Consider the following 24,337-nt stretch of genomic DNA (forward strand, 5'->3'; position numbering starts at 1 on the left):
TCAGAAGTAACGTCCTATGGTCAGGCGATCGTTGCCGCCGTAGTCCTGACAGGTCTGAACCTCAACAAAACCGGCCGCGGTGAACAGCTGCTGCACCTGCCGCGCCTGCTGCCAGCCGTGCTCTAAAAGCAGCCAGCCGCCGGGTTCGAGAAACCGCCCCGCGTTTTCAATCAGCCTGTGTATATCCGCCAGTCCAAGATTGTCGGCAACCAGCGCGCTGCGCGGTTCAAAACGCACGTCCCCCTGCGCCAGATGCGGATCGTCGCGATCGATATAGGGCGGATTGCTGACAATAATGGAAAAACGCTGGCTATTGAGCGCACTAAACCAGTCGCTTTGCAAGACCTTAACATTGGTAATGCCAAGTCGGTCGGCATTGCTGCGGGCAAGCTCTACGGCTGCGGGGATAAGATCCAGCGCGGTAATTTCACAGTCCGGGCGTTCGCTGGCGATGGCCAGCGCAATGGCTCCGGTGCCGGTGCCTAAATCGAGCACGGAGCAGGGTTCGGCAGGCATGCGCGCCAGCGCCTGCTCTACCAGGCATTCGGTATCGGGACGCGGAATAAGAGTTGCCGCAGAGACGCGCAGCGGCAGCGACCAGAACTCGCGCTCGCCGACAAGATGGGCGACAGGCTCACCGCGCACGCGGCGAGCCAGCAGCGCCTCAGCCTGCTGCAGCTGCGGCGCCGTAAGCTCGGTTTCGCCAAACGCGAGGATAAAAGTTCGCGCCTTGCCGGTGACAAACCCCAGCAGGATCTCCGCGTCGCGACGCGGGCTTTCGCCGTGCTGCAGCCGGGCTATCGCCTGCCGTAACCAGTGCTGAAAATCCATTAGTCCTGCTCGGACAGCGCCGCCAGCTGGTCGGCCTGGTATTCCTGCACGATAGGCTCGATCAGCGCATCGATTTTGCCTTCCATCACTTCGTCCAGACGATACAGGGTGATGTTGATGCGGTGATCCGTGACGCGGCCCTGCGGGAAGTTGTAGGTACGGTTGCGGTCCGAGCGCTCGCCGCTGCCTAACAGGTTGCGGCGGGTAGATGCCTCTTCCTGCTGGCGCTTCGCCATTTCGGCCGCGCGAATACGGGAGCCCAGCACGGACAGCGCCTTCGCTTTGTTTTTATGCTGTGAACGCTCGTCCTGGCACTCCACCACGATGCCGGTTGGCAAGTGGGTGATACGGATCGCCGAGTCGGTGGTGTTGACGTGCTGGCCGCCCGCGCCGGAGGAGCGGAAGGTGTCGATACGCAAATCGGCCGGGTTGATATCCGGCAGTTCCGCTTCCGGAATTTCCGGCATCACCGCGACGGTACAGGCAGAGGTATGAATGCGCCCCTGTGACTCGGTCGCCGGCACGCGCTGCACGCGATGGCCGCCGGACTCAAATTTCAGACGGCCATAAACGCCGTCGCCGCTGATTTTGGCGATCACCTCTTTGTAGCCGCCATGCTCACCTTCGTTGGCGCTTATGATTTCCACTTTCCAGCGGCGGGATTCGGCGTAGCGGCTGTACATGCGGAACAAATCGCCGGCAAACAGCGCCGCTTCATCGCCGCCGGTGCCTGCGCGCACTTCCACGAAGGCGTTGCGTTCGTCGTCCGGATCTTTAGGCAGCAGCAGAACCTGCAGCTGCTGCTCCAGCTCTTCGCTGTCGCTTTTTGCCTGATTCAACTCTTCCTGCGCCATTTCACGCATTTCCGGGTCGTCGAGCATGCTCTGTGCGGTTTCAATATCTTCCTGAACCTGACGCCATTGCAGGAAGCAGCGTGAGACATCGCTCAGCTGAGCGTATTCGCGGGAAAGCGCGCGGAAACGATCCTGATCGGCGATGGTGGCTGCGTCGCCAAGCAGGGCCTGAACTTCTTCATGGCGCTCCTGCAGGGCTTCCAGTTTGGCAACAATAGAAGGCTTCATTGGTGGGGTATCACCTTGTAATAAGAGTTGTTGTGCTAATCCAGCCCGAGGCTGTTGCGCAGAATCTGCAGGCGTTCTTCATCCCCGTCACGGGCAGCCTGCGTAAGCGATTTGGTTGGTGCATGGATCAGGCGGTTGGTTAATTTCCAGGCCAGATCCTGAAGAACGGTTTCGGCGTCAGCGCCCTGAGCCAGGGCGGCGAGCGCTTTGCCCGCCAGGTCATCGCGAATAAGCTCCGCCTGGCTGCGATAGTCGCGGATGGTTTCGGTTGCGCTTTGGGCGCGCATCCAGGCCATAAATTCGCTGCATTCCTGCGCGACTATGGTTTCAGCCTCCGCCGCGGCGGCTTTGCGCTGCGCGAGGTTGTTCTGAATGATGGCGTGCAGGTCGTCCACGCTGTAAAGGTAGGCGTTGGCAAGCTTACCGACTTCCGGCTCCACATCGCGCGGAACGGCGATATCCACCAGCAGCATAGGCTGGTTACGACGCGCTTTCAGGGCGCGCTCCACCATCCCTTTGCCGATAATCGGCAGCGGGCTGGCCGTGGAGCTGATAATAATATCGGCATCTTTCAGGCGCTCGTCGATATCGCCAAGGCCGATGACTTCCGCGCCCACTTCGTCAGCCAGCGTCTGCGCCCGCTCGCGGGTACGGTTAGCAATCAGCATTTTCTGCACGCTGTGTTCGCGCAGGTGGCGAGCAACCAGCTCAATGGTTTCGCCCGCGCCGACGAGCAGAACCGTCACGGTAGAAAGGGATTCGAAGATCTGGCGAGCCAGCGTGCAGGCGGCAAAAGCTACCGACACGGCGCTGGCGCCGATGTCCGTCTCGGTGCGGACGCGTTTAGCGACGGAGAAGGACTTCTGGAACATGCGCTCCAGCTCGCTGGAGAGCGAATGGCCCTTCTGGGAATCGGCAAAGGCTTTTTTCACCTGCCCTAAAATTTGCGGCTCGCCGAGCACCAGCGAGTCCAGACCGCTGGCGACGCGCATCAGGTGGCTGACGGCGTCGTTGTCATGATGCCAGTACAGGCTATTACGCACTTCCTCTTCGTTAAGGTTGTGGTAATCGCACAGCCAGCGCACCAGCCTTTCGTGCAGGTTATCCTGCTCTTCAACGCTCAGGTACAGCTCGGTGCGGTTGCACGTAGAAAGCACCACGCCGCCCTGCACCATCGGCTGTTGCAGCAGGCTGCCCAAAGCCTGGTCGAGCGTGTCCGGCGAAAACGTTACGCGTTCTCGCAGCGATACCGGAGCCGTTTTATGGTTGATGCCTAGCGCTAACAGGGTCATTGAGCGGTCTGAATAATACCGATGTTGATAAGAATTGACTTGGCGCATCATACAGGATGCGGGCGGTCAATAAAAGAGAGCCCCCCTTGCGGAGTAGCAGGTTAATTTATGATTTAAGATAACTTGACCGTAGACGATCCGCCAACGCACCGCTAGCATGAACGGTTAACTACAATAAAGATTGCTAAGGATTTACTGCCGCTATGATTATGCCTAAAGCCCGTCTGATGCGCCTTCTGCCCCTTGCAAGCCTGGTTCTGGCCGGCTGCGCCGTCAACCAACCGACCGGTCCTGGCAAAAGTCCGGATTCGCCCCAGTGGCTGCAACACCAGCAGCAGGTGCAAAAAATCACCCAGTATCAGACGCGTGGTGCTTTCGCTTATCTTTCCGATAGCCAGAAGGTATACGCGCGCTTTAACTGGCAGCAAACCGCGCCGGACCGCTATCGTTTATTGTTGACCAACCCGCTTGGCAGCACCGAGCTTGAGCTCAATGCGCAGCCGGGCAAAGTGCAGCTGGTTGACCGCAACGGCAAACGCTACGAAGCGCAGGACGCCGAAGATATGGTGGGCCGTCTGACAGGCATGCCGATTCCGTTAAACAGCCTGCGCCAGTGGATTCTCGGCCTGCCGGGCGAGGCAACCGACTATAAGCTCGACAGCCAGTATCGCCTGAGCGAGGTGAACTACACCCAGAACGGCAAAACCTGGAAAGTGGTGTACAGCGACTATAACGACAAGGTACAGCCCGCTCTGCCGTCGAATATGGAGCTGCGCGAAGGCGACCAGCGCATCAAGCTGAAAATGGATAACTGGATCGTTAAATAATGATTACCCGCTGGCCATCTCCGGCAAAACTGAATCTTTTTTTGTATATCACCGGCCGTCGGGCAGACGGCTACCATACTCTGCAGACGCTGTTTCAGTTCCTTGATTATGGCGACACCATTGCTATCGAACCGCGCCGGGACGGCGTGCTTCAGCTTCTGACGCCCGTTGAGGGCGTCGCGCAAGAAGAAAATCTGATAGTCCGGGCCGCGCGTTTGCTGATGGCCGAAGCTCAGCGGCTGGGCACGCTGCCCGCGGGCGCGGGCGCGGATCTGGCCGTTGAGAAACGCTTGCCGATGGGCGGCGGGCTGGGCGGCGGCTCTTCCAACGCGGCGACGGTGCTGGTGGCGTTAAACCATCTGTGGCGAACCGGCCTTAGCGAAGACCAACTCGCTGCGCTGGGCATAGCGCTGGGCGCGGACGTGCCTGTTTTTGTTCGCGGTCACGCCGCCTTTGCCGAAGGCGTGGGGGAGATTCTCACGCCTGCGAAACCGGAAGAAAAATGGTACCTGGTCGCGCATCCGGGCGTGAGCATTCCGACGCCGGTTATTTTTAAAGATCCCGAGCTGCCGAGAAATACTCCGCCTCGCACAATTCAGACGTTACTGGATTGTGAATTTAGGAATGATTGTGAGGTTATCGCAAGAAAACGTTTTCGTAAGGTTGATGAGCTGCTTTCCTGGCTGTTAGAATACGCGCCGTCGCGCCTGACTGGCACCGGCGCTTGCGTGTTTGCTGAATTCAACACCGAGTCCGAAGCCCGCCAGGTGCTTGAGCAAGCCCCGGAATGGCTGCACGGGTTTGTTGCGCGAGGCGTTAATCTCTCCCCGCTGCATCAGGCCATATCCGGGCAAGCTGAGTATTGGTGACAACGTCACCTTGTTTCAGACGTTGCATCAAGCTCTTTATACACCGCCTGGATGGGTGTTGCCCCACCCGCCTTCCGCACTGTTGCGGTAGCAGCCATCCGCCACTGGACGCATGCCTGAGGTTTTTCTCGTGCCTGATATGAAGCTTTTTGCTGGTAACGCCACCCCGGAACTAGCACAACGTATTGCCAACCGCCTGTACACCTCTCTTGGTGACGCCGCCGTCGGTCGTTTTAGCGACGGTGAAGTAAGCGTACAAATCAACGAAAATGTACGCGGTGGCGATATTTTCATCATCCAGTCCACCTGTGCACCAACCAATGACAACCTGATGGAACTCGTTGTTATGGTCGACGCCCTGCGCCGCGCTTCTGCAGGTCGTATTACCGCTGTTATCCCCTACTTTGGCTATGCTCGTCAGGACCGTCGCGTGCGTTCCGCCCGCGTGCCGATCACCGCGAAAGTTGTTGCTGACTTCCTCTCAAGCGTTGGGGTTGACCGCGTTCTCACCGTGGACCTGCACGCAGAACAGATCCAGGGCTTCTTCGACGTCCCGGTAGACAACGTCTTCGGCAGCCCAATCCTGCTGGAAGACATGCTGCAAATCGGCCTGGAAAACCCAATCGTGGTTTCTCCGGACATCGGCGGCGTAGTGCGTGCCCGTGCTATCGCCAAGCTGCTGAACGACACCGATATGGCTATCATCGACAAACGTCGCCCGCGCGCTAACGTTTCCCAGGTTATGCACATCATCGGCGATGTAAGCGGCCCGTGACTGCGTGCTGGTTGACGATATGATCGATACCGGCGGCACCCTGTGTAAAGCTGCGGAAGCGCTGAAAGAACGCGGCGCTAAACGTGTATTCGCCTATGCAACCCACCCGATCTTCTCCGGCAACGCGGTTCACAACCTGCGTAACTCGGTTATTGACGAAGTGATTGTTTGCGATACCATCCCGCTGTCTGATGAAATTAAAGCGTTGCCGAACGTCCGTACCCTGACGCTGTCCGGCATGCTGGCCGAAGCAATTCGCCGTATCAGCAATGAAGAATCAATCTCTGCGATGTTCGAACATTAATTGAATGCGCATTAAAGACCCGCTACGGCGGGTTTTTTCGTTTTCAGACCCTATTTTCAGCATGGCCTCCTTCACCTGCCATTAATGACAGATGATGCGCTCACGGATGGAATCAATGTGAAAAACGTATCTTCTCCTGTTATGCCTTTTCGTGCCCTGATAGACGCCTGCTGGCGCGAAAAGTACACCCTTTCTCGTTTTACCCGCGATGCTATTGCTGGTATTACCGTCGGGATTATCGCCATTCCGCTGGCGATGGCTCTGGCTATCGGCAGCGGCGTTGCGCCGCAATACGGGCTCTACACCGCCGCCGTCGCAGGCATAGCGATCGCCCTGAGCGGCGGCTCGCGCTACAGCGTTTCCGGACCAACCGCCGCTTTTGTGGTGATCCTGTACCCCGTGGCCCAGCAGTTTGGCCTGGCGGGCCTGCTGATCGCCACTTTGATGTCCGGGCTGTTTCTTATTTTGTTTGGCCTGGCGCGTTTTGGCCGCTTAATCGAATATATCCCGCTGTCCGTGACGCTCGGCTTCACCTCGGGGATCGGCATTACCATCGCCACCATGCAGGTGAAGGATTTCTTTGGCCTGACGCTGGCAACCGTGCCGGAGCACTACCTGAATAAGGTCGCCGCGCTGGCGATGGCCATGCCGACCCTTAATTTTGGCGATGCCGCGATTGGCGTAGTTACGCTCGCCGTATTGATTCTCTGGCCGCGTCTGGGCATTCGTCTGCCGGGGCATTTGCCTGCGCTGCTGGCAGGCTGCGCCGTCATGGGCCTCGTACATTTAGCCGGCGGCGACGTGGCGACCATCGGTTCCCGCTTCCACTATGTGCTGGCTGACGGCACGCAGGGCAACGGCATCCCTCAGCTTCTGCCCCAGCTGATGCTGCCGTGGAATATCCCGGCGTCAAACTTTATCCTGAGCTGGGATTCGCTGACCGCCCTTTTGCCCGCCGCGTTTTCTATGGCGATGCTTGGCGCCATTGAGTCGCTGCTGTGCGCCGTAGTCCTTGACGGTATGACCGGCACTAAACACAACGCCAACAGCGAGCTTATCGGCCAGGGGCTGGGCAATATCATCGCGCCATTCTTTGGGGGCATTACCGCCACGGCGGCCATCGCCCGCTCGGCGGCGAACGTTCGGGCCGGCGCAACTTCCCCGGTGGCGGCCATCATCCATTCGCTGCTGGTGATTATGGCGCTGCTGGTGCTGGCTCCTCTGCTCTCCTGGCTGCCGCTTTCCGCCATGGCCGCGCTGCTGCTTATGGTCGCCTGGAACATGAGCGAGGCGCACAAAGTTATCAACCTGCTCAGGCGCGCGCCGAAAGATGACATCATCGTGATGCTGATTTGCATGTCGCTGACCGTGCTGTTCGATATGGTGATCGCCATTAGCGTGGGGATTGTGCTGGCTTCGCTGCTGTTTATGCGTCGCATAGCAAGAATGACCAGGCTGGCGCCGCTGAATATCGCCGCGCCGGAAGAGGTGCTGGCGCTGCGCGTCACGGGCCCGCTGTTTTTTGCCGCGGCGGAAGGACTGTTTACCGACCTGCAACAGCGCATAGAGCAACACCGCATTATTATTCTGCAATGGGATGCCGTTCCGGTGCTGGACGCCGGCGGGCTTGATGCGTTTCAACGCTTTGTGGAAAAAATGCCGGAGGGCTGCGAGCTGCGCGTAACCAACCTGGAGTTTCAGCCGCTCAGAACGTTTGCCCGCGCCGGCGTGAAGCCGATACCCGGGCGTCTTGCCTTCTTCCCTGACGTACAGGCGGCGCTGGCAGGCTAAAACAAAAAAGCTCCGCATCTGGCGGAGCTTTTCAAATCTGCCGGCTGGTTAACCGTGGTGATGATGTTCGTTGCGGCGACAACGCTTGTCATAGTGGCGTACCCACCAGTAGCGGTCGCAGACCTGCTCGCGTCCGCCTACGCGCGCTCCGGCAAGCCACAGCACGGCCCCAACGAAAATACTGAGCACGGCGCCGTGAGCAAAAAACTGAGGTAAATTGAACTGAGGCAGCTGGTTTAAAATGGAATAACCCACGCCAACCACCATAACTATCAATCCCACCCCCATAAGAATATTACCGAGTAACGAAGCGTTTTTGCGTTTCATCTGTCACCTCCGGATGTTTCCTGGGTCGGCGGGGAATATCCCCTCTCCTTGTGTGTAAAGTATAGACACCACCCTTTGGCTTCATGTGCGCCAGCGATCACAATTACGCATGAAACTATGACAAAAATTTACAAATAAGCTGCTGAATACCATGAAATTCTAATGGTTCACAGATTGAACTATTCAATAGTTCGGCTAGCGCCGCATTGCGCTTTGTCATCGCGCCGGCGGCACAGTAAACTACGCGGCTTGAGTCTGCTTTCAGGAAATAAAACGTGAGTATTAAATTAATCGTCGGCCTGGCCAACCCGGGTGCGGAATATGCGGCAACCCGTCATAACGCCGGTGCCTGGTATGTGGATTTGCTGGCCGAACGCCATAACCAGTCGTTAAAAGAAGAAGCGAAATTCTTCGGCTATACCGCGCGCATTAATCTTGCCGGTGAGGATGTCCGCCTGCTGGTGCCGACCACGTTTATGAACCTGAGCGGCAAGGCGGTAAGCGCCATGGCCACCTTCTTCCGCATCGCGCCGGACGAAATCCTCGTTGCCCACGATGAGCTGGATCTGCCTCCGGGCGTGGCGAAGTTTAAGCTCGGCGGCGGCCACGGCGGACACAACGGCCTGAAGGATATTATTAACAAGCTGGGCAATAACCCTAACTTTCACCGCTTACGCGTCGGCATCGGCCATCCGGGCGATAAAAACAAAGTTGTGGGCTTTGTGCTTGGCAAGCCGCCGCTCAGCGAACAAAAGCTGATTGATGAAGCGGTGGACGAAGCGGCGCGCTGCACCGAGGTCTGGCTGAAAGAAGGACTGACGAAGGCGACTAATCGTCTGCACGCTTTTAAGGCGCAGTAGCGCCCGCAGGGGGCGTGCGGGCCTATTTCCCCGCCCCTTATAAACGGTTTACGTGTATAATAGGCAAAGTTATCTACATTTTTTCATTGAGTTAAGGTTAACTCTTTGATTATCAAGCAATTAAGGTGATTTAAACCATGGGATTCAAATGCGGTATCGTCGGCTTGCCGAACGTCGGTAAATCCACCCTGTTCAACGCGCTCACCAAAGCGGGAATCGAAGCTGCAAACTTCCCGTTCTGTACCATCGAGCCGAACACCGGCGTCGTGCCAATGCCGGACCCACGTCTGGATAAGCTTGCCGAAATCGTAAAACCTCAGCGAATTTTGCCAACGACCATGGAATTCGTGGATATCGCGGGCTTGGTTAAAGGCGCGTCCAAAGGCGAAGGCCTGGGTAACCAGTTCCTGACCAACATCCGCGAAACCGAAGCTATCGGCCACGTGGTGCGTTGCTTTGAGAACGACAATATCATCCACGTGAACAACAAAGTGGATCCGGCTGACGATATCGACGTTATCAACACCGAGCTTGCGCTCTCCGATCTGGACACCTGCGAACGCGCCATTCACCGCGTGCAGAAGAAAGCCAAAGGCGGAGATAAAGACGCGAAAGCTGAACTGGCCCGCGCTGGAAAAATGCCTGCCGCAGCTTGAGAACGCGGGCATGCTGCGCGCGCTGAAAACCCTGACCGATGAAGACAAGGCCGCTATCAAGTACCTGAGCTTCCTGACGCTGAAACCAACCATGTATATCGCAAACGTCAACGAAGACGGCTTCGAGAACAACCCGTACCTCGATAAAGTGCGCGAAATCGCCGCTGGCGAAGGTTCCGTGGTGGTTGCCGTTTGCGCGGCCGTTGAATCTGATATTGCTGAACTCGACGACGCCGACCGTGACGAATTCATGGCGGAGCTGGGTCTGGAAGAGCCGGGCCTTAACCGCGTTATTCGCGCCGGCTACGAGCTGCTGAACCTGCAAACCTACTTCACCGCCGGCGTAAAAGAAGTGCGCGCATGGACCATTCCAGTCGGTGCCACCGCTCCGCAGGCGGCAGGTAAAATCCACACCGACTTCGAGAAAGGCTTTATCCGCGCGCAAACCATCGCCTATGAAGACTTCATCACCTACAAAGGTGAGCAAGGCGCGAAAGAAGCGGGCAAAATGCGTGCGGAAGGCAAAGACTACATCGTGAAAGATGGCGATGTGATGAACTTCCTGTTCAACGTCTAATAGCCATTTTTTTCTCATGAGGTGTCAGCCCATCTCATGAAGATCGCAAAGCCAGTAAAATCCACGCGCCCGCGTGGATTTTTCTTTTCATAGCCTTTCTGTTCCCTCCCTGTAAACCTTCCTGACGGCTTTCTCCGCATAACCTGTTAATTGCGAACTATCCTTAACGACGGCTTACTTTTTTCGGTTAGGGGAAAACGATGACAAAAATGACCAGCGACTTTTTCATTGAACGACTGAAAGCCTGGGGCGTCACCCGCATCTATGGCTATCCCGGTGATGGCATCAACGGTGTGCTCGGTGCCCTACAACGCGCGAATAAAGCGGGCGAAGGCATCGAGTTTATTCAGGTGCGTCATGAAGAGATGGCGGCGTTTATGGCCGCGGGTCATGCCAAATTCACCGGCGAGCTGGGGGTATGCCTCTCTACTGGCGGCCCCGGCGCCACCCACCTGCTGACCGGCCTGTATGACGCTAAGCTTGATCACTCCCCGGTGCTGGCGATAGCCGGCCAGGCGGAAGTCACGGCGCGCGGAGCGAGCTACCAGCAGGAATTAAACCTCGACCGTATTTTTGCGGACGTGGCGAACTTTGTGCAGGAGGTGGCCTCTCCCGGCCAGCTGCGGCATCTGGTGGATCGCGGCGTGCGTATCGCCGTAGCGCAAAACGGCGTGACGGTACTGGTGTTGCCGAAGGACATCCAGGACGAACCCTGGCAGGCGCCGCCGCATACCCACGGCTTCACCCATTCGGGAACGGGATACCAGAAGCCAAAAATCATACCTTATAAAGCGGATCTTCAACGGGCGGCGGACGTCCTTAACGGCGGGAAAAAGGTAGCGATTCTGGTAGGCGCCGGGGCGCGCAGCGCCGCGCTGGAAGTGGTGCAGCTGGCCAACGTTCTTGGCGCGGGAGTGGCGAAGGCGCTGCTGGGCAAAGATGTGCTGCCGGATGACGCGCCTTTTATTACCGGCTCGATTGGCCTGCTGGGCACCAAACCGTCTTATGACATGATGATGAACTGCGATACCCTGCTGATGATCGGCACCGGCTTTCCGTGGACGGAATTCCTGCCGCAAGAGGGTCAGGCGCGCGCCGTGCAGGTGGATATCGACCCGGCGATGCTTGGGCTGCGCTATCCGGTGGAAGTCAATCTGCACGGGGACGCGGCGGAAACCCTGCGCGCCCTGCTGCCGCTGCTGCAGCACAAAACCGATCGTAGCTGGCAGGAAGAGATTGCCCTGGGCGTGAAAGAGTGGTGGCAGACGCTGGAAGAGCGGGCGATGGCCGCGGCCAACCCGGTCAATCCCCAGCGGGTGGTATGGGAAATGTCGCCGCTGCTGCCGGAAGACGCTATCGTTACCTCCGATTCCGGCTCCTGCGCCAACTGGTTCGCCCGTGACTATAAGGTGAAACAGGGACAGCGCGCCTCCCTTTCCGGCGGCCTTGCCTGCATGGGCGCGGCGGTGCCTTACGCCATCGCCGCCAAATTCGCCTATCCGCAAAAAACGGTGGTGGCGCTGGTGGGAGACGGAGCGATGCAGATGAACAATATGGCCGAGCTGATCACCATTCAGAAATACTGGCAGGGCTGGAGCGATCCGCGCCTGATCGTGTGCGTATTCAATAACGAGGATCTTAACCAGGTCACCTGGGAGCAGCGGGTGATGGAAGGCAATCCTCGGTTTGGGACGACCCAGGACATTCCCGACGTCAGCTATGCCCGGTTCGCGCAATCGCTGGGGCTGAAAGGTATTTTCGTTGACGACCCGGAGAAGCTGCAGAGCGCCTGGCAAGAAGCGTTAACGGCCGACCGCCCGGTAGTGCTGGAAGTAAAAACCGATCCGGAAGTCGCGCCGCTGCCGCCGCATATCACCCTGAAACAGGCGAAAGCCTTTATGGCCTCGATGGCTAAAGGGGACCGCTCCGCCGGGAAAATTTTCGCCGACACCGCCAGCCAGATCATGAATGAGATATTGCCGGGTAAAAAATCATAACGGCATGCGCGCTCGGGCATAGCCAGGCAACGCTTCGATCGTCAGGGCAAAACCAGAGAAATAAAACGCCCGTTAACATAATGATTAACGGGCGATGAAGGAAGTAAACATAAGGTTTAAGGCCGGGCGCTATAAACCTCCAGCCCCGTATGACGCTTTATTATTGCGACGGCAACAGCTCGGTTTTGATCCATCCCGGCTGGCGCTTATCAAAGCTTTCGTAGGCGGAGACCACATCGGATAACGGCTCCACCTGGGTCAGTACCTGAGTCGGGTCGATTGTGCCCATGCGCACCAGTTCCAGCAGATGCGGGATAACGGTGTGATGGTTGCAATTGCCCATCTTCATGGTGAGGTTTTTATTCATCGCCATACCGATGGGGAAAGTTCGGGCGGCGGGAGGATAAACTCCGATAATACTCAACGTGCCAGCTTTTTTCAGCGCCTGTATCGCCCATTCCAGCGCCTGAGTCGGGGCGTCGCCCGGTATCCAGTTTCCGTTGTGCGCATGTTGATGCTCAGCATTTTCCGGCGCTACTTCCTGTACTTCCTTGCGGTATTGCTCCTTTTTCTGTTCGGCCTGTTGCGCCGCCGGGCCATGGTGGGCGTGCTGGCTGTCAACGCCCACGGCGTCAATGGCGATATCGACGCCGGTGCCGCCGGTAAGTAATTTGATGGTTTCCAGCGGATCTTCTTTTTCAAAATTGACGGTGAAGGCTCCCTGACGACGGGCCATTGCCAGCCGATCTTCATGTGGGTCGACCGCGATCACCCGACCGGCTCCCATTAACAGCGCGCTGGCGATAGTAAACTGACCGACCGGGCCCGCAACCGAACACCGCTACGGTGTCGCCGCGTTTGATTTCCGCCATTTCCGCGCCAAACCAGCCGGTGGGGAAAATATCGCTGATTAGAATCGCCTGTTCATCGCTGACGCCCTCCGGCACCTTTACCAGAGTATTAGCGGCGAAGGGGATACGCGCTTTTTCCGCCTGCAGCCCGTTGATCGGACCGGTAGCTTGCGGACCGCCAAAAAAGCAGGTGCCGGCCTGCGGGCCGTTCGGGTTGGCATTATCGCACTGCGCGGTATTGCCGCTGCGGCAGGGTGGACAGTAGCCGCAGGAGAGCGTAGAGCAGACCACCACCCTATCGCCGATATCGAAATTCCGCACCCGATCGCCCAGTTGCTCAATAATGCCGACCCCTTCATGGCCGAGAATAGTGCCCTCTTTCATATCGCTGAAGGTGCCGCGAATAAAATGAAGATCGGTACCGCAAATCGCTGAGGCGGTAAGCCGAATAACCGCATCGGTGGGTTGTTCAATCTGCGGCTCGGCGACCTCATCAAGACGGATATCGCCAATAGCGTGCCAGACGAGAGCTTTCATACTGTCTCCTCTTTTCAGTAACAGAAAAGGCCTTATAGCTGGCTGTTAATGCCCGCTATGACAGCCGGTAATAACGCAGGGAGGAAAAAGTATAGTCAGCGATCGGATAAGCCGCGGGCGACGGTCACCATCCAGGTAGCTTTCGGCGGTGAGAAGATGTAAGGGAAGGTGTCCATATCAGGCCTCAATTAAGCGGCCCGACTAAAATATATCATCCCGTACCAAACTACTGTTCATCAATTTGATACGGTGAGCGGTAATGATTTTCCCAGAAATTATTCATGTGCTTTTCTGTTTTGCTCCGATGTTCCGAAATGCGCGGTTTCGCCTTGAGCATGCTCACCAGAGCCATACTCCCGCCTGAGCTGAATAACCTCGCCTCGCCGCCACGCGTCGGCACCTTCGGCAACAGGATGCGCCACCAAATCTTCGCGCTCGCGTTTGACGGCCTTCGTATTCACCCCAAAGCGGCGATCTCTGTCTGCCAGCAGAGCCGGATCAAGCTGTCCTTCACCGGTAAAACCCATCATCAACGCCGGAATGCCGAGCGGCAGAGACTTATCGCGATCGGTATGCCAGGTATGCCAGGTTTTTCCATAGGTATTAACAATCTTGCTCATCAGCGCTTTGTCGGCCACCGCGGGCAAGCCGGGGGCGATGAGACTTCCGGACATCACCTCATACTGATGGCTGTGCCAAAGTTTTTTCTCCTGCGGCGGCAGCGTTTTAAACAGACGTTCGCTAATGATGTATTCAACGCCCATCAGCCGGGCGTCTTTTGTGTTGCTGTCGTAAATCACCGCCTGCATGACATCGTCATTAAGTACCGTCACGTAGTGATGGGCTTCCATCTGGCCATTTTTATCACCGTTATAAAAATGAAATCCGTCAAGATACGCGCTTATGGCGTCAACGGGCGGGCGGGACTGGATGAGCTGCGCGCCGGTTTCAAGCGTTCGCATTTGGGCCGAGGTTTTTTCGCCGGGAACCGGCACTTTCGGGGAAGTGTTATTCGCGCCGCAGCCCGACAATGTCAGGCTTGTTAAGATTAAAAGCGATAATGGTTTCATTTGCTCTCCACGTCAAAGCAACCCTACTGAACGTAGTACATTCATGGAGATTCGGCAGCCGAAGTCTTACTCTGTGTGGTTTGTTCAAACCACTATCCCTCTAAATACACCTATTGCAATGCGAATGACTTCAGAACTGCAACAAGACGCCTGGGATATGAACTTTGAAAGCATCCCTGAACATCGTACGCCTGCGTGAATTTTTTCTCAGCATCATGGTGTCGGGACACGAATGCCTTAATCGCCAACAAACCGGGCGTTCCTTTGCCCGGTGCGCCCCAGCCCTGAATGGCGCAGTATATTGCGACGATAACAGGTTAAAACCAGCCAGGGCCTGCGGCGTAGTTCTCAGCGCGCTCGGGAGGACGTACCTCTACCGGCCGCGTGGAGAGATGCGTTGCCCAAAGGCCTGCGATCCACTTGACGCCGCGCGCGGTAAAGCGCGCCTGGGCCCAGGTATGCTTGTTCTCGCCGGTACCGCTATGCACGGTGAAATAGCCCGCCTGAACATAAGATTGCGAAGGCATCAGCACGCCGCTTGCGCGGGTCATGATGTTGCGCTCCAGCAAAAACTGCCGGAATTCGGGCTCTTTCACCTTCAGCATTTTGCAAAGCTGGCGGAAGCCCAGCGAATCATTGACCTTAACGTACCAGTCAAAAAACTCTGCCTTTGGGGCGATAAGAGCAAGCTGCTCCTCCGCCCGCTGGCGCTTTTCATACTGTTCGGCCCAGGCGTGCGCCGCGACGGCAGGATTGGTAAAATCCGGCAGGCTGACGCTCTTTTCACGCTCCTGCCAGCGATCCAGCACTTCTACCGTAAAGCCCGGCGATACGCTGGCAACGGTCAGCAGTGAGTCCCGCTTGTTAAGCAAAAACTCCTGCCGAACCTCGCCTTCCTGCTCATACTGGCTAGTGGTAACCGACTGCGACAGACGCTGCGCCGTTTCCAGGCTTTTGACCATGCGCTTCACTTCTTTATGAGCGATGCCCGTAAGCCTTGCGATTTCACGACTGCTCATGATGGGAGACCGATCGTGCGAACTGAAACTTTCCAATGGAATCACCATACTTCCCCCTAACCAGTACTATTAACGAATAACTTACCGAAATAGTATACAAATGCCTGGTTAAATATCCAGTATTTTTTTTGAGCAATAGCAACTCTTTGAGATACTTATTTTTATTCTCTTTTACGCCATCTGGCGCAGGCGCAGGGCTGCTCCGGCACGACGAATGATCCGGCGATAAGGCAACAGCGGCATGCTATTTCCGATCCTCAGGAAGCTGTGCCCTGAAGTGCTGATAAGCCTTAACAAAGTCATGCGCCCGGCTGCGAGTGCGCGTCACCATTTGACCCGCGCGATACAAATCGCCGCCCAGTCCAGCGCCAGCACAACCGGCCTGGAGCCAGCTGCCAAGATTTTCGGGCGTCACGCCCCCTACCGCCAGCACCGGTATTTCCGGCGACAGCACCGCCTTCAACGCTTTAATATAATCGGGGCCGAAGCTGGCCGAAGGGAAGATTTTCAGTATTTGTGCACCAGCCTCCAGTGCAATAAAGGCTTCAGTCGCCGTAGCACAGCCGGCGCATACCATCATGCCTTGCTCTACGCCACGCCGGATCACCGCCGGATTAGCGTTTGGCGTCACCAGCAAGCGTCCACCGAGCGCCGCCAGGGTATCTACCTGCTGCGGGTGCAATACCGTTCCAGCACCAAACAGGCCGCGATCGCCAAACTGCGTTACCATACTGGTGATGCTCTCCTGCCAGCGTGGCGAGTTGGTGGGGATCTCAACCGCCGTAAAACCATTCTCCAGTAATATAGCGACGTGCTCCAACGTCTCTTCTGGCTGGATCCCACGAAGTATAGCGATCAATGGAATATCAATTTGCCAGTTCATTTACTATGCTCCTGATCCCCTGTTGAAAAGCGGTATCACCCGCCACAATTTCCGCCGTAATGCCGATCAGGGCCAGCGCCGACTGATAGCGCGCCGACAGCTGCGGACTGCCGACAATAGTCACACATTGCCCGGTCAACGAGCCGTACACACGGCACATTTGTGCTACTTCTGCGCCGATTAACAACCCTGATAGCTGTTCACTTACCGATTCCTGCGCCAGCCGACCCAGAATATGTGCAGCGCGTACTTCAAACAGCAGCGGCAAAATATCACCTTCCTGCAGACCGCATTCTAACCCTGCAATAAACGCCTGTCGGTCGGCGATCTGCGGTGGTAAACCGGCACCAATTAGCGAATGGTTAAGCAGCAGGTGATGCATTTCGCCAGCAATGACGGTTTTAAAACGCAGCAACCTGCCCTGTTCTACCTGCACCCATTTGCAGTGGGTGCCCGGGAGTATGTACAGCGAAGAGGGACGCAGTTGCCAGGCGCCTGACAGCTGCGTCTCCTCACCACGCATGATATTCACGCCGCTTTCATCGTTAATGCTGACACCCGGCACGATCCAGGCCAAATTCTCAATGGGGGTCAGATGCCTGGCCAACTGGTTCAGCTCCAGCGGGCAAGGGAGATAAGGCACGTTGCGCCAACCTGCATTACTTCCCACCATACCCGCCATAATCACTGGCACCTGCTGGGCCTGCCAGCGTGCGATGATGGCCTGAAAGATATCGCGCGGATGACGGCCCTGCCAGGCGAGTAATGCCTGCTTCCATTTTGCAACTGTCAATACACTGTCCCTGCTGAAAGCGCCAGGCGCGTAAATGAGTGGATCCCCAGTCGAAGGCAATATAATCGTCACTCATAACGATTTTTACTCCTGCACGAAGAAATTAACCGGCGTTAAAACCGGTTGGCCGCGGCTGAACGCCAGTAAATTTTCAATTACCAGATCCGCCATTGCTTTTGATGTTTCTTGAGTGGCGCTGGCGATATGTGGTGTCAATACCACATTTTCCGCCGCTATCAGTTCATCGCGTACTTGCGGTTCATGTTCAAATACGTCCAGTGCCGCTCCGGCAATTCTGTTATCCAACAAAGCAGAAACCAACGCACTTTCATCAAGGAGAGTGCCGCGTGATACATTAATGACATAGCCATCTGGTCCAAGTGCATCCAGCACCTGCCGGTTAATCAAATGGCGGGTAGCCGCGCCGCCGGGAAGCGTCACTACCAAATAGTCCGCGGCCTGAGCCAGCGAAACCAGATCGGCATGAAAGGTATAAGGAACATCTTGCCTGGCCGTACGATTGAAATAATGGATCTGCATACCAAAAGCCTCAGCGCGGCGGGCGACGGCACGGCCAATATTGCCGAGACCAGCAATGGCGCACGCTTTACCACTAACCTTTTTCCCGGCAGGAAACTTGCCCTGCGTCAACCATTTTCCGCTACGCAGATAGCGATCCGACTCGCTCAGGCGACGTGAGATATCCAATAACAAAGCCATGGCATGATCGGCGACACAGTCATTAAGCACCTCCGGAGTATTAGTGACGACAATATTACGCTGCTGCGCCGTGACGAGATCAATAGCATCATATCCGACCCCGTTACTGGCAATAATTTTGAGCCCGGGCATACGGTTAATTAAATCACCGCTGGCACCTACAATACCATTAGTGAGAATAGCGCTAACTTTTCTCCCCTGCTGCTTAAACCATTGCTCGTCATTTATTACATCAGATAAGCTAACGGCGTTAAAATAATTATTCACCTGGTGCAGAAGATAAGGTGGAAGATTATCCGGCACTACCAATAACATAATTTCACTCATATTAACCGCCTCATCGCGAAGGTAATTTTATTGAGCTAAATTTAGCAAGCGCGCAAAAAAATTATAACAAGCAGGTACCCTGGGTAATCACACCATAAAAACCGACGGAAGTTCTCTGTTTATCGGAGTAGTAAATTAGCAGAAAATTATACAGGCGCAGCATCTGCCGTCAGAAATTCCGGAATAGTGAAAACCCGGGTAAAAAAGCACGCTTACAATTTTTAAAAAAAACCAACAGAAAAATTCGCTTTGCCAAAGATGATTTAGGGTTAATTTCCTTCTCATTAATATTTTCATTCGCCACCTTTTCGGTGGCGACAGAGAGCGTTAAATATTATTTTTAAAAAATGCTAAAGCGTCACGATTAATTTCGATACCTAATCCTGGCGCCGTCGGAATCTGAACCACACCATTATGATGCACGATCGGGGTTTCCAGAATCGCCTGACGAATCGGGTGTTCAGTCTGATCGAACTCCAGCAGTGGCTGAGTGGGTGACAATGATATCGGCGTATGGGTTGGCACCAGCGCCATCCATTGCAGTGAGGCGGCGATACCGATGCCGCTGCCCCAGACATGCGGGTTGGTACGTATGCCAAATGCCTGCGCCATATCCGATATCTTTTTACATTCCGTCAGGCCACCCGCAGCGCAGATATCCGGCTGAATAATATCCATCGCACCTGCGCCAAGAACGTTTTTAAAACCGTAGCGCGTAAATTCACATTCCCCACCTGCCAGCGGAATGCAAGTGGCGGCCTTAACCCGAAGATAACCATCAAGATCTTCTGGCGGCACCGGCTCCTCGAACCAGGCGATATCGAGATGTTCAATTTTATGCGCCAGCTTAATTGCCGCAACCGCGTCATAGGCATGGTTGGCATCCACCATCAGCATAATATCGTCACCAATAGCGTCACGAATGATTCGGGTAAGGTCATAATCTTCATTGACACCGAAGCCCACTTTCAGCTTCATGGCTTTGAAGCCCTGCTCGACGTAGCAGGCAGCCTCTTCCGCCAGATATTGCGCCGCATCACCATTGTCGCGACGATAAAGGCCTGTGGCATAGGCCTGTACCTCATTGCGCATCTGCCCGCCCAATAACCGGTAAGCCGGAACGCCAAAATATTTACCCCGAATATCCCATAAGGCAATATCGATACCGCTTAACCCTTCGATTAACAGCCCTTTCTGGCCATGGTCGCGCAGGCGTGCATACAGATCCTGCCAGATAAATTCGCTGTTGAGCGCATCACTGCCAATAATCATACTGCCCAGTTCATCGACGACCGCTTTGGTTATGCGCGCCGGACCATAACACTCCCCCCAACCGCTAATACCCTCGTCAGTTTCAACTTCCACCAGCATCGCGGTACGGGTATCGTAACGCGCGCGCGAGTAAGAAAAGGGTTCGCTTAATTTTGCCGTCAGTAAATGTGTGGTTACGCCAGTAATTTTCATAGTATCCCCTTAGCTGTTTGGCAAAATCAGATCGTGCATTACGCGGCCATCCAGGGTATCCAGCGGTAATTCGAGTAAATGGGCAATTGTCGCTGCCGGATCGGTCATATGGTAAGGGCCGAGTTTCTGGCGATCTCGATAATATCCCTGACGCACGCCCGTGCCATACATCAGCAACGCACCATAATTATTGGACATTGTTGTTTCGGCCGTGGGTTTTTGCGGACCGTGATTGGCGCCAGGCATTTCTACCGGACAAATATCTTCTCCGCCCTGGCTGACACCCCAGACAAAACCTGAGTTATAGGCAAAGATAATATCGCCTGCGCATTCACCCCAAAAACCAATGCCGACCGCATCCGCTTTCAGTAGCGCCAGACTGACCGCATTGCGCGCCACGCCGTTCTCTTCCACCTGCCAGCTACCGAGAGCCAGTAATGTACGGGCGCATACCGCATCGTATTCCTGTGCGCTGACGATGCCAGCGGCTTCTCGCCCGGCGAGGTTGACGAAGATCTCCAGACCGCCGCGCTCATCTTTTAGATATACCTGGCTGCGTGACATATCGGGTAGACCCTGGGCATCCAGCGTAACCAGCCGTTGCTTAGCAAGGTAGCGATAGATATCGCACATATAAGCATTGGGCACGGCGCCGTGGTCAGAGGCCAGCATCAGCACCGTATCGTCGTCCATCTCCTGCATTAATTTGCCCATAGTGCGATCCAGCACCTGGTAGCAGTCGCGCATGACGTCGTCATACCTTTCGGCCTGCGATGCATCATAGAATGGCGAAGCGGGGTCGCACTGACCAAGGCAGTTATGATGGGATTCATCCACCAGACGATGCACGGTCGCCCACAGCGCGAAATTTTTTCGCTGAGTCAGCTCTAATGCGCTTTCCGCCAGCCACAGTGACTGCTCTTCCGCTTCCTGAAACGTTGCTTGAGGATAATCCTCCTGCGGTGATGCTTTAACCACCCATTTACTATAAAACGGACCGTAAGCCTTTAAGAGGCTGCTGGCGAGCTGCTGGTCCTCCGCCAGGCGTTGACAGTCGGTTACCTGACTTTGAAGGATTTCCACTTCATCAGCTTCCGGGTTAAAGCTGCCGATAAAGAAACGTACGCTGCCCGCAATATCGGCATTCTGCAAAGAGATCCAGTCGCTCCATTTACCCACCTCAAGCTGAACCAGCTGCCCTGCCAGTTGTATCATGGGTTTCCCGTGTTGGTTGACCAGAGTTGCGCTAAGCGTTTCACCGTTATTGCCGTTCATGGTTATCTGATAACCTTCCTGCAGCCGCGTTAAGGGTTGCCACGCCCCTTTATCGTGATAGGCAAGTGCGGACGTGGGTGGCCAGCCCAATTTTTGCTGCTTGATCCGTTTATTGCCGGTACGGGCACTATAACGAGTGGTATGACCCATAGGTTTAAAGATTTCGCCAGGCCAGGCTGCACTTCTGCCCCAGTAAGGGGCGAAACTGAAATGTTCTTTATCGGCTACAACACTCTCAGGGAAATGCACCAGCGAGGCGCGTAAACTGTGTTTACTCATCTGTTCGAGCAAATTACCGGTGCGTACATTGTCCGGCGGCATTCCCTGCCCCAGCCATGAGGTGCCTACCGCCTGGCCGCTGAGAAACGTCACCCAGTTAATATCTCCCCACGCCGAGATAAACGGCAATAGCTCAGTGGCGGCGCCACGGTCCAGCATCCGCGCAATATGGGGAAGATCGCCATTTTGTACATAGCGTTTTAACAATGGCATTGATAAGCCGTCCACGCCAAAAACAATAACTTTACGCATTCCAGGATTCCTCATGAAATTTCATTTATCCATCACTGCGTGAGGGAGATTGATAACTTTCTGATAATCAACTTTATTTTCAATTAAGCTTTGTAACAGACTATCCAGGCTGCTTCTGATATGCTTGCGCATCAACTCTTCTGCGAGTTCACCATCCCTTGCTTTGAGCGCAAAAAATATTTCCTTGTGTTCGCGCCATGACTGATATTTCCGGCCGGGCAAACTGCTGGTTATAAGGTGGAACATCTGTAAACGTTCAAGGTGAATACTCATCACTTCATTAATCAGTGCATTGCTGGAAAAGCGAAATATAAGGCTATGTATCGAGTCACCCGGATCGTCGACCGCCTCTTCATTTTCTTCCAACAAACTTTCCAACGAATCCAGATAGTTCTCCATTTTTTGTAACTCTTCATCACTGATACGTACCGCCGCATGGCGCGCAGAAATACCCTCAAGCGCCTCGCGAATGACAAATAGCTCCTGAATATCACGCAATTTTATTTCACTGACAAACCAACCCTTTCTTGGCGCCAGTTCGACAAAATGTTCCTGCTGCAGACGGTAAAGCGCCTCGCGAATCGGGGTACGACTCATTTGCAGCCGGTCAATTAACCACATTTCCGTCAGCGAGCTACCCGGTTTCAGGGTTAAATTAAGGATCATGCTTTTTATTTCGTCATAGGCGACCAGGCTCAATGATTTTTTTATTTCTGACGCGTCGATGGTTACCATAATGCATTTCCAACCTTGAAGTATGAAGTTGCTTATTTAAGGACAAAACGTTGAATTTTTCCGACCATAAATAAATAGAGAAAAATAACCATTACCGCATGCGCGATAACAAACCACAGCACGCCATTAAAGGAACCGGTGATACTCAGAATATAGCCGGTAATAATCGGCGTGGTGATACTGGAAGCATTACTAAAGGTATTCAACATGCTGCCAGAGAGTCCTGCAATTTCTTTCGGCGCGGTATCGGTATTAATAGTCCAGCCCATGCCGCCAATGCCTTTGCCCAAAAACGACAGTGCCATGATGGCAATCACCGCCGCTTCCGAGTTGGTATAGTTACAGAGCACCATCACGCAGCAGAGCGTCATACCGCCGATAATCGGAATTTTACGCGCCACCGACACAGAGATGCCTTTGCGGATCAAGAAGTCAGAAAAGAAGCCGCCGATTAAACCGCCCAGGAATCCACAGATTGCCGGAATGGCAGCGACCATACCCGCTTTCATAATCGACATATTCTTTTCCTCGACCAGATAAATCGGGAACCAGGTAATAAAGAAAAAGCCAATGGCGTTCAGACAATATTGTGCCAGATAGGTCCCAAGCATCATGCGGCTGGTAAGCAGCTGCGTCAGATAATGCAGCTTCGGATCTGCCGTTTTTGCCTGACCCTCTTTTCTCTCGTCGAGATTAACAAGGGCGCCGCCCGCAGCAATATACTCCAGTTCAGCCTCGTTCACTGACGGATGCATCTTCGGACTTTTCACGATTTTGCGAAATAAAGGTAAAAAGGCGATCCCCAGCAGTCCGAGCACGGTAAATACCGAATGCCAGCCATAAGTATGCGCCAGCCACCCCATTAGAGGAGCAAAAAAGACCGTAGATCCATACTGTGCCGAGTTAAAAATGGCGGCTGCCGTTCCGCGTTCGGAAGAGGGGAACCACGAAGCGACTATGCGACTGTTAGCAGGAAATGAAGGAGCCTCAGAGGCACCGACCAAAAAGCGCATCGCAAAAATAAAAGCGACTGCTGTGGCACCGGTAACAAAGCCTGCGAGACCGGTCATCAGTGTAAACAGCGACCAAAAAAAGATGCTTAAACTGTAAATCAGTTTTGAGCCAAATTTATCCAGGAGCCAGCCACCGGGCAGCTGAAATATCACGTACGCCCAGCCAAAAGCGGAGAAGATAATCCCCATATCTACCGGATTCAGACCAAGCTCTTTTGCCATCTGCGGCCCCAGCAAGAGAGATTGAGGAACGGTCGGCGTAATTGATTAGCGTCATAAAAAATAACATCGTAACCACCAGCCAACGCACGTTGGTTTTTTTCATCATATTGGCTTTATCGCGCAAGCCGGATGTTTCTGAAGTTTCCAGTTGCATTGCAGCAGACCTCTCTGGTTGAAGATATTAGTTGCTACGTATATCCGAGCGAGAATGAATTTCGACCGAGTTATTTCTGTGAATTAGCTTAAGCGCATAGATGAAAATTCATTTCTGAATATTTTATTACGGATAAATATTTTTGCGCCGCATTGTATACAATACAAATACACTAGCTTTAATGAACGCCCATCGTCCATTGCCTTTAAAAGATTTTATGATGCAAATCACATAGGGTTTACAGGAAAACCACTTTTCTTTAACAAAGAAAATGCATTAATCAATTGATTTATATACAATTAGTATTAATACCACTTTAATAAAAAACAGAAAAAATATTTCCTTTTTTAAAATAAAAAAAAATGCAAGTAATCTTACTTAATGTACGTGTTTTATTTATATAAGAGGACATATTGTTTTAAATCTGGTACATATTGTTCTGAAATAAGAACAATATGTACCGGATTTAATTGCAAAATATCACTGCACTCTAAATTATTAAAGTATGCCCAGGCTCAACGTCTGCCCCGCCTCCCTTCTTCAAAGCGTAAAAAA

18 protein-coding genes and 4 pseudogenes are annotated in these 24,337 nt (G+C 54.3%); 7 read left to right on the forward strand and 15 right to left on the reverse strand.

Going from position 1 to position 24,337, the window contains the following annotated elements; genetic code table 11:
• Genes prmC through hemA form a run of 3 tightly spaced genes read right to left on the reverse strand, consistent with a single transcriptional unit; the run spans position 1 to position 3,205 of the window.
• Positions 1-831 (reverse strand): peptide chain release factor N(5)-glutamine methyltransferase, encoded by an 831-nt coding sequence (gene prmC / locus WLO32_RS11735; protein WP_435945324.1) that lies wholly within the window; start codon positions 829-831, stop codon positions 1-3.
• Complete coding sequence (prfA, locus tag WLO32_RS11740) at positions 831-1,913, reverse strand: peptide chain release factor 1 (RefSeq protein WP_435945325.1); 1,083 nt, start codon at positions 1,911-1,913, stop codon at positions 831-833. Before prfA ends, prmC begins: the two co-directional genes overlap by 1 nt.
• Positions 1,914-1,948: 35 nt before the next feature.
• On the reverse strand, positions 1,949-3,205 hold the full coding sequence (gene hemA, locus WLO32_RS11745; RefSeq protein WP_435945326.1) for a glutamyl-tRNA reductase: 1,257 nt from the start codon (positions 3,203-3,205) through the stop codon (positions 1,949-1,951).
• A gap of 203 nt (positions 3,206-3,408) precedes the next feature.
• Between hemA and lolB the strand changes: the two genes are divergently transcribed.
• The 4 genes and pseudogenes from lolB to dauA all read left to right on the forward strand — a co-directional run bounded on the left by lolB (position 3,409) and on the right by dauA (position 7,771).
• A complete protein-coding gene (gene lolB, locus WLO32_RS11750; protein WP_121268905.1) occupies positions 3,409-4,032 on the forward strand; it encodes a lipoprotein insertase outer membrane protein LolB in 624 nt (207 codons plus the stop codon).
• A 2-nt stretch (positions 4,033-4,034) separates the two neighbouring features.
• Complete coding sequence (ispE, locus tag WLO32_RS11755) at positions 4,035-4,901, forward strand: 4-(cytidine 5'-diphospho)-2-C-methyl-D-erythritol kinase (RefSeq protein WP_435948290.1); 867 nt, start codon at positions 4,035-4,037, stop codon at positions 4,899-4,901.
• 130 nt (positions 4,902-5,031) lie between these two features.
• Positions 5,032-5,980, forward strand: a pseudogene (gene prs / locus WLO32_RS11760) (ribose-phosphate diphosphokinase).
• Between the two features lie 141 nt (positions 5,981-6,121).
• A complete protein-coding gene (gene dauA / locus WLO32_RS11765; protein WP_435948291.1) occupies positions 6,122-7,771 on the forward strand; it encodes a C4-dicarboxylic acid transporter DauA in 1,650 nt (549 codons plus the stop codon).
• A gap of 48 nt (positions 7,772-7,819) precedes the next feature.
• Here the strand turns inward: dauA and ychH are convergent, their stop codons facing one another.
• Positions 7,820-8,098 carry a stress-induced protein YchH gene (gene ychH, locus WLO32_RS11770; RefSeq protein ID WP_435945327.1) on the reverse strand — a complete coding sequence of 93 codons (279 nt, stop codon included), beginning with the start codon at positions 8,096-8,098 and terminating at the stop codon, positions 7,820-7,822.
• Between the two features lie 275 nt (positions 8,099-8,373).
• Between ychH and pth the strand changes: the two genes are divergently transcribed.
• The 3 genes and pseudogenes from pth to WLO32_RS11785 all read left to right on the forward strand — a co-directional run bounded on the left by pth (position 8,374) and on the right by WLO32_RS11785 (position 12,188).
• Positions 8,374-8,958 (forward strand): aminoacyl-tRNA hydrolase, encoded by a 585-nt coding sequence (pth, locus tag WLO32_RS11775; RefSeq protein WP_435945328.1) that lies wholly within the window; start codon positions 8,374-8,376, stop codon positions 8,956-8,958.
• Between the two features lie 137 nt (positions 8,959-9,095).
• Positions 9,096-10,191: pseudogene (gene ychF, locus WLO32_RS11780) on the forward strand (redox-regulated ATPase YchF).
• Between the two features lie 200 nt (positions 10,192-10,391).
• The gene (locus WLO32_RS11785) at positions 10,392-12,188 is read left to right on the forward strand and encodes a thiamine pyrophosphate-requiring protein (RefSeq protein ID WP_435945329.1); all 1,797 of its coding nucleotides are present in this window, start codon (positions 10,392-10,394) and stop codon (positions 12,186-12,188) included.
• A gap of 160 nt (positions 12,189-12,348) precedes the next feature.
• On the opposite strand, the gene WLO32_RS11790 is transcribed toward WLO32_RS11785, so the two are convergent.
• The 11 genes and pseudogenes from WLO32_RS11790 to WLO32_RS11840 all read right to left on the reverse strand — a co-directional run bounded on the left by WLO32_RS11790 (position 12,349) and on the right by WLO32_RS11840 (position 23,782).
• Positions 12,349-12,960: a zinc-binding dehydrogenase gene (locus WLO32_RS11790; protein ID WP_435945330.1), complete on the reverse strand. Its 612-nt coding sequence runs from the start codon at positions 12,958-12,960 to the stop codon at positions 12,349-12,351.
• Positions 12,938-13,576 carry an alcohol dehydrogenase catalytic domain-containing protein gene (locus tag WLO32_RS11795; RefSeq protein WP_435945331.1) on the reverse strand — a complete coding sequence of 213 codons (639 nt, stop codon included), beginning with the start codon at positions 13,574-13,576 and terminating at the stop codon, positions 12,938-12,940. The genes WLO32_RS11790 and WLO32_RS11795 overlap by 23 nt, the downstream gene beginning before the upstream one ends.
• A gap of 275 nt (positions 13,577-13,851) precedes the next feature.
• Positions 13,852-14,646 carry an OBAP family protein gene (locus WLO32_RS11800; RefSeq protein WP_435945332.1) on the reverse strand — a complete coding sequence of 265 codons (795 nt, stop codon included), beginning with the start codon at positions 14,644-14,646 and terminating at the stop codon, positions 13,852-13,854.
• A 317-nt stretch (positions 14,647-14,963) separates the two neighbouring features.
• The gene (locus WLO32_RS11805; RefSeq protein ID WP_435945333.1) at positions 14,964-15,713 is read right to left on the reverse strand and encodes a phage antirepressor KilAC domain-containing protein; all 750 of its coding nucleotides are present in this window, start codon (positions 15,711-15,713) and stop codon (positions 14,964-14,966) included.
• Positions 15,714-15,909: 196 nt separating this feature from the next.
• Complete coding sequence (locus WLO32_RS11810) at positions 15,910-16,548, reverse strand: 2-dehydro-3-deoxy-6-phosphogalactonate aldolase (RefSeq protein ID WP_435945334.1); 639 nt, start codon at positions 16,546-16,548, stop codon at positions 15,910-15,912.
• Positions 16,532-17,417 (reverse strand): annotated as a pseudogene (locus WLO32_RS11815) (2-dehydro-3-deoxygalactonokinase). Before WLO32_RS11815 ends, WLO32_RS11810 begins: the two are co-directional and overlap by 17 nt.
• Positions 17,418-17,425: 8 nt before the next feature.
• Positions 17,426-18,388: a 2-hydroxyacid dehydrogenase gene (locus WLO32_RS11820; protein ID WP_435945335.1), complete on the reverse strand. Its 963-nt coding sequence runs from the start codon at positions 18,386-18,388 to the stop codon at positions 17,426-17,428.
• A 327-nt stretch (positions 18,389-18,715) separates the two neighbouring features.
• Complete coding sequence (locus tag WLO32_RS11825; protein ID WP_435945336.1) at positions 18,716-19,852, reverse strand: mandelate racemase/muconate lactonizing enzyme family protein; 1,137 nt, start codon at positions 19,850-19,852, stop codon at positions 18,716-18,718.
• A gap of 9 nt (positions 19,853-19,861) precedes the next feature.
• On the reverse strand, positions 19,862-21,658 hold the full coding sequence (locus WLO32_RS11830; RefSeq protein ID WP_435945337.1) for an alkaline phosphatase family protein: 1,797 nt from the start codon (positions 21,656-21,658) through the stop codon (positions 19,862-19,864).
• A gap of 21 nt (positions 21,659-21,679) precedes the next feature.
• Positions 21,680-22,393: a GntR family transcriptional regulator gene (locus tag WLO32_RS11835; RefSeq protein ID WP_435945338.1), complete on the reverse strand. Its 714-nt coding sequence runs from the start codon at positions 22,391-22,393 to the stop codon at positions 21,680-21,682.
• A gap of 32 nt (positions 22,394-22,425) precedes the next feature.
• Positions 22,426-23,782: pseudogene (locus WLO32_RS11840) on the reverse strand (MFS transporter).
• Positions 23,783-24,337: the final 555 nt, after the last annotated feature.

The sequence above is a fragment of the Dryocola mayonis genome (genome assembly GCF_051307045.1).
Taxonomy (GTDB): Bacteria; Pseudomonadota; Gammaproteobacteria; order Enterobacterales; family Enterobacteriaceae; genus Dryocola.